Here is a 6,052-nt window from a genome sequence, read left to right as displayed (position 1 = left end):
TACTCAACTAGAAAAACTGCCAGCAACTAACTGGCAGTTCTTCTTTCTTTCACGTAATTATAGGAAGTGTGTAGAAGAATGTCAATCTTCTCCGTCCTCCTTATTAACCAACGTAAATTGTTTGTTGTTTCGCCTCTACTTCTTCTACAAATGCACCTAATACATTCGCAAGGTCTTCACGCGTGTTGCAAGTATTGATACCATTACGCACACTCGCATTACCACGAACACCTTTTAAATACCAAGCCGCATGCTTTCTCATCTCTCTTACAGCAACATTTTCGTTCTTTAAATCGATAAGACGATCTAGATGCAACATACATACATCAATTTTCTCACGGACTGTTGGTTCCGGCATTAATTCACCTGTCTCTAAATACTTTACCGTACGATAAATCATCCATGGATCCCCAAGAGCTGCACGACCAATCATAACACCATCTACACCAATCTCATCAAGCATACGCTTCGCATCTTGCGGTGTTTCTACATCACCATTTCCGATAACCGGGATATTCACAGCTTGCTTTACTTGTTTAATGATATCCCAATCTGCTTTCCCTTCATACATTTGCACTCGCGTACGTCCGTGAACCGCCACAGCTTGTCCGCCAGCACGCTCAACAGCTCTAGCATTTTCTATTGCGAAAATATGTTCTTCATCCCAACCGATACGCATTTTAACCGTAACCGGCTTTTCAACAGCATCTACAACCGCTGCTACCATTTCGTATATTTTATTTGGATCTAGAAGCCACCTTGCCCCCGCATCACATTTAACGATTTTCGGTACTGGGCAACCCATATTAATATCAATAATGTCTGCTGTCGTATATTTATCTACGTATTTCGCAGCATCTACAAGCGTTTCTTTCTCTCCACCGAAAATTTGTAAACTTAATGGTTTTTCTCTCTCATCAATATATAACATATCTAATGTTCTTTTGTTATTCAGTAATATTGCCTTATCACTTACCATTTCAGCACAAACTAAACCTGCACCAAATTCTTTAACTGTTAAACGGAATGCAGAGTTACAAACTCCCGCCATCGGTGCTAATACAACCGGATTTTTCATCTCAATATTTGCAATCTTTAACAATCAACCTACTCCTTCCTGCACAGTCACTTTGGCATTAATTCATCTATCGAAACATTTAACGCCTTAGCAACTTCTACTACAAAATCTTGAGAAGGCGATCGATTCCCTCTCTCAACTTCACCTAAAACAGATACTGATACCCCTAATTCTTTAGCAAAACCTTCTTGCGTGTAGCCTTTTAGCTTTCGAAAAGCACGAATGCGTCTTCCCCATTTTTCTGCTTCCATACCGTTACTCCCTCTCGCCTTTTCATTTCTTCTACTTGTGAACGTGAAATGTTTTGTTTTATATCTTGATTAATCTCTAACAACGGAACGATAACAAAAGCTCTTTCGAACATCCGCGGATGCGGAACAATAAGATTCTCTGCTTCAATATTCTCTTGATTATAAAGTAAAATGTCAAGGTCGATAGTCCTCGGCCCCCACCTAATTTCCCTTTTTCTTCCTAGGTCATTTTCTACTTTTTGTGTTACTTTCAATAATTCTTGCGGTGATAAATTGGTAGAAATTTTTATAACTAAATTTAAAAAACAACTTTGGTCAGTATAGCCAACTGGATCAGTTTCATACACTGACGAAACATCATCAACTTGAATATACGGACTTTTATTTAAAAACTGAATGGCTTCAGTTAAATACGTATAACGCTCTCCAATATTTGACCCTAATGCAATGTACGCTATATTATTCATGGACGTTCTCTCGTAATTTCTACTGCTACAGCGCGATAATGGCCCGGTATCGGCGGATCTGGTTTAATCACCTTAATTGTACACCGTGAAATCCTTTTATATTGCTTTAATATATCTGCAGCAATATTTTCAGCGATACTCTCCACAAGCTTATACTTTCTATCCTCAACAACTTTTCTACATAATTCGAAAAGCTCTCCATAATTGACAGAATGCTCTAAGTCATCACTTTCCCCTGCACGCTTTAAATCCAACTCCACCGTTAAGTCAACTTTAAATCTCTGACCTAATCTATTCTCCTCTGGAAACACACCATGATAACCATAAAATTCCATATCATGGATATAAATTTTATCCAATTACCTTACCCCCTTACCAATCATCGCATCCATCATTTTAGCCATACGCGCCATTTCTTTCACATCATGGACACGAACAAACTCACAGCCCTTTTCAATACCAAGACAAACAGTAGCTCCCGTTCCCTCAAGGCGTTCCTCTACTGGCAAATCTAATACGTGCCCAATAAAGGACTTTCTCGAAGTACCTAAGAGAACCGGATAACCTAGCACATTTAACTGTTCTAAATTACGCATCGCCTCTAAGTTCTGCTCCGGTGTTTTAGCAAAACCGATACCTGGATCTAAAATAATATTCTCATCTCGCACACCAGCATTTTTAGCAATTTTAATACTGTCATACAAATCAGCAATCATATCCGCCATTAAATTACGATAATTCATATTATCACGGTTATGCATTAAAATGATGGGTACATCATAATGGGCTGCGACTTCAGCAATTTTCGGCTCCGCCTTCGCCCCCCAAATATCATTAATAATATGAGCACCAGCCTCAATTGCTTGTTTTGCAACTTCAGCTTTATATGTATCGATAGATATAGGTAATTTTACTTCTTTTGAAACTGCTTGAATCATCGGGACGACTCGCTTTATTTCTTCTTCTACTGATACTTTAGCAAAACCTGGGCGAGTAGATTCGCCACCAATATCAATAATATGAGCACCTTCACCTTGCATTTCTTTTGCGTGACGTACCGCAGCATCTACCTCGTTGTAACTCCCACCATCAGAAAACGAATCTGGTGTTACATTTAAAATCCCCATAATTAATGTCTTTTCATTTAAATTCAATGTATATTCGCCGCAGCGTAAATCATAATCCCACTTCAAACTACACATCTCCTCTTCGTAATTCATTTCTGCTCCATAATTTCTCTCTTTGCATTCCATAAAGGTACATTAAACTTTTTGTAACCACTCCTACTTTACCCGGGAAATCCTGCGCTTCTATACGATAAAGCGGAACAATTTCTTGAATGGAGTTTGTTACGAAGACTTCATCCGCTGAAAGTAGCTCATCTTTTGTAAAGAAACCTTCCTTTACTTCTATATTTAATTCTTCAGCACTCTTTATAATAAACGCACGAGTGATACCATTTAAAATACCTGTCTCTAACGAAGGTGTATATAAAACATCACCTTTCACAAAAAATAGATTCGAAACAATACCCTCTGCAACATAACCTGCTTCAGTAAGGAAAATACCTTCCTTGCTCACAACATTTCCAATTTCACGCTTACCTAAAATATTATTTAAATAGTGATGAGACTTCAGGCGAAATGTCCCTTCCGGTGTATTTCGCACTTGTTTTAAAATAACACCTTCTTTTTCTACTACATCTCCTGGAGCTGTTAAAGGTTTTATAAAAACAATAACCGAAGGCTCTTCGTATATTTCCGTTTGTAATCCTATTTCATCTATACCTGCCGATACATTAAAACGTACATATGCATGCTTCAATTCATTCTTAGCGAGTAAATCTTTCAAAATAAGCATCACATCATTTTTTGTCATTGTCCATTTAATTTGCAATGTATCCAGCGCCTCTATTAAACGGTCATAATGATCATCCAATAAGAAAGGATGACCATTATAAATACGAAACGTTTCAAAAACTCCAAGACCATATAAATAACCATGATCATAAGGAGAAATCCTCGCTTCACTTGCTTCTACATACTGACCATTTACGTAAATTAACATAATGTCGCACTTGGACTGTATTTACGAATGAAATTCTGCAATAACTCTTTCCCATGAGAAGTCATAATAGATTCCGGATGGAATTGCACACCCTCTATCGGCAATGTCTTATGACGAAGTGCCATAATTTCCCCTTCCTCCGTCCAAGATGTTACCTCTAAGCAATCTGGTAACGTCTCTTTCTTAACAATAAGGGAATGATAGCGCGTCGCAGTAAACGGATTAGGAATATCCGAAAAAATCGTCTTTCCATCATGATGCATAAGCGAAGTTTTCCCATGCATTAATCGTTCTGCACGAACAACCTCTCCACCAAACACTTGTGCAATAGATTGATGCCCTAAACAAACTCCAAAAATCGGAATCTTCCCCGCGAAGTATTTAATAACTTCCATACTAATCCCCGCTTCATTAGGACTACATGGACCTGGAGAAATCATTAGAAAATCTGGTTTCATATTCTCGATATCTGAAATCGTCACTTCATCGTTACGTTTAACAACGAGCTCTTGTCCAAGTTCTCCAAGAAACTGCACTAAATTAAATGTAAAAGAATCATAATTATCAATCATTAATATCATTTCTCTCACCTAACCGTTTCTTCGCTACGTTCTTTTGCACGCCATAAAGCAATCGCCTTTTTTAACGACTCTTTATATTCGTTTTCCGGATTTGAATCAATTACAATTCCCGCCCCCGCTTGTACATGAGCTTTTCCATCTTTAGCAAGAAGTGTTCTAATTACAATATTCAATTCTGTATCTCCAGAATAACCAATCCAACCGATTGAACCTGTATAAATCCCTCGGCGAACAGGTTCTAATTCCTCAATAATTTCCATTGTACGTATTTTCGGGGCACCAGTAATTGTTCCACCAGGGAATACAGCCTTCACTAAATCAAAAGCATCTTTATCTTCTTCCACCTCACCACGCACATTAGAAACAATATGCATAACATGTGAGTATTTCTCAATTACCATAAATTCATCTACTTCTACAGTGCCATATTTACAAACACGCCCTAAATCATTTCTTTCTAAATCCACAAGCATTACATGCTCTGCTCTTTCTTTTTCGTTCTCAATTAATTCTCTTGCTAATTCTTCATCCTCTTGCTCATCCGCGCCTCTAGATCTCGTTCCAGCAATTGGTCTTGTACTTACTTCAGTTCCTTGTTTCTTAATTAACAACTCTGGCGATCCACTAACAATTTGAAAATCCCCAAGCTCCAGGTAACCCATATATGGAGATGGATTAATTTCACGAAGACTTGTATAAATTTCTAGTGGATGCGTTTGTAAAGTTCTTTCTTGTCTAGTCGACAAGTTTACTTGGAACACATCACCCGCTCCAATATATTCTTGAATACATTCAACTGCCTTCATAAAGCCTGTTTCTGTAAAGGCAACCGCTTCATTTTTCTTTTTAGGACGTTCAAACGGCATAGTCACTTCAGGCACTTCTGCCACCCAAAGATCCTTCCATTCATTTAAACGTTCTTCTGCTTCTGCATGCTTATCTACATAATGTGTAATAATCCACAATAGCTTTTCTTTTTGATCATAGACAAACACATCGTCAAATAATAAAAAGTATATATCGGGTATATTCAGATCATCCTCTGCAAGAGAAGGGAGTTTTTCGATATAACGGATACAATCATAACTAAAGTAGCCAATTGCACCACCTTGAAAAGGCGGGTACTCTGGATTGTAGTCTGTTTTCCATTTCTCCATATATTCTTGCATTAAATCTAATGGATTCCCTCTTTTTATTGTTTCCTTACCGCTTTCACTTATATGTAACTTTTCACCCTTCCCTTGGATTACCGCTACCGGGTTTAAACCCACTATGTTATAACGACCGCCACGTCCACTTTCCAGCAAAATATGTTGCGGCTTATCCTGAGAAAGAAATTTATATTGCTTAAAGAAATCTAACTGATATGGAATAGAAAGCGCTAAAGATTTTCTTCGTTGCATATCAACACCCCGTCTTCTTTTATCCCACCCTCTTAGATGAACCAGCTCCAACTACATAAGTTATTTATATAGAGATTGATTATACTCGAAGGCTAGTGAAAATAATTTAATTATACTACCTCTTATTTTACATGAAGTTTTCTAGTCATTCACTCTTTTCCTATTTCCAATCCAAAAAGAAAAAGCATCCTTTTTCAAGGATGCT

Annotated in this window: 8 protein-coding genes; all 8 read right to left on the bottom strand. The window is 37.7% G+C overall.

Going from position 1 to position 6,052, the window contains the following annotated elements:
- Nucleotides 1–103: 103 nt before the first annotated feature.
- From dusB to pabB, 8 genes are read right to left on the bottom strand one after another with little or no spacing between them, the layout of a single operon-like run.
- Nucleotides 104–1,102, bottom strand: a complete 999-nt coding sequence (dusB, locus tag MHH27_RS00425) for a tRNA dihydrouridine synthase DusB (protein WP_000912249.1) — start codon at nucleotides 1,100–1,102, stop codon at nucleotides 104–106.
- Nucleotides 1,103–1,125: 23 nt separating this feature from the next.
- The gene (locus MHH27_RS00420) at nucleotides 1,126–1,329 is read right to left on the bottom strand and encodes a helix-turn-helix domain-containing protein (protein WP_000387030.1); all 204 of its coding nucleotides are present in this window, start codon (nucleotides 1,327–1,329) and stop codon (nucleotides 1,126–1,128) included.
- Entirely contained in the window at nucleotides 1,281–1,796 is a 516-nt protein-coding gene (gene folK / locus MHH27_RS00415; RefSeq protein WP_001059456.1) for a 2-amino-4-hydroxy-6-hydroxymethyldihydropteridine diphosphokinase, read from the bottom strand. The genes MHH27_RS00420 and folK overlap by 49 nt, the downstream gene beginning before the upstream one ends.
- On the bottom strand, nucleotides 1,793–2,155 hold the full coding sequence (gene folB / locus MHH27_RS00410) for a dihydroneopterin aldolase (protein ID WP_000358069.1): 363 nt from the start codon (nucleotides 2,153–2,155) through the stop codon (nucleotides 1,793–1,795). The genes folK and folB overlap by 4 nt, the downstream gene beginning before the upstream one ends.
- Entirely contained in the window at nucleotides 2,156–3,016 is an 861-nt protein-coding gene (gene folP, locus MHH27_RS00405; protein WP_002103948.1) for a dihydropteroate synthase, read from the bottom strand.
- Nucleotides 2,991–3,863: an aminodeoxychorismate lyase gene (gene pabC / locus MHH27_RS00400; protein ID WP_016513295.1), complete on the bottom strand. Its 873-nt coding sequence runs from the start codon at nucleotides 3,861–3,863 to the stop codon at nucleotides 2,991–2,993. Before pabC ends, folP begins: the two co-directional genes overlap by 26 nt.
- Nucleotides 3,857–4,444 (bottom strand): aminodeoxychorismate/anthranilate synthase component II, encoded by a 588-nt coding sequence (gene pabA / locus MHH27_RS00395; RefSeq protein WP_000602297.1) that lies wholly within the window; start codon nucleotides 4,442–4,444, stop codon nucleotides 3,857–3,859. The genes pabC and pabA overlap by 7 nt, the downstream gene beginning before the upstream one ends.
- Before the next feature lie 5 nt (nucleotides 4,445–4,449).
- The gene (pabB, locus tag MHH27_RS00390; RefSeq protein ID WP_016513294.1) at nucleotides 4,450–5,847 is read right to left on the bottom strand and encodes an aminodeoxychorismate synthase component I; all 1,398 of its coding nucleotides are present in this window, start codon (nucleotides 5,845–5,847) and stop codon (nucleotides 4,450–4,452) included.
- Between the last annotated feature and the right edge of the window lie 205 nt (nucleotides 5,848–6,052).

It is taken from the genome of Bacillus sp. FSL L8-0152 (assembly GCF_038006365.1).
In the GTDB taxonomy this organism is placed as follows: domain Bacteria; phylum Bacillota; class Bacilli; order Bacillales; family Bacillaceae_G; genus Bacillus_A; species Bacillus_A cereus.
Note: the sequence above shows the minus strand (reverse complement) of the source record. Positions and strands in the feature narration are given on the sequence as shown.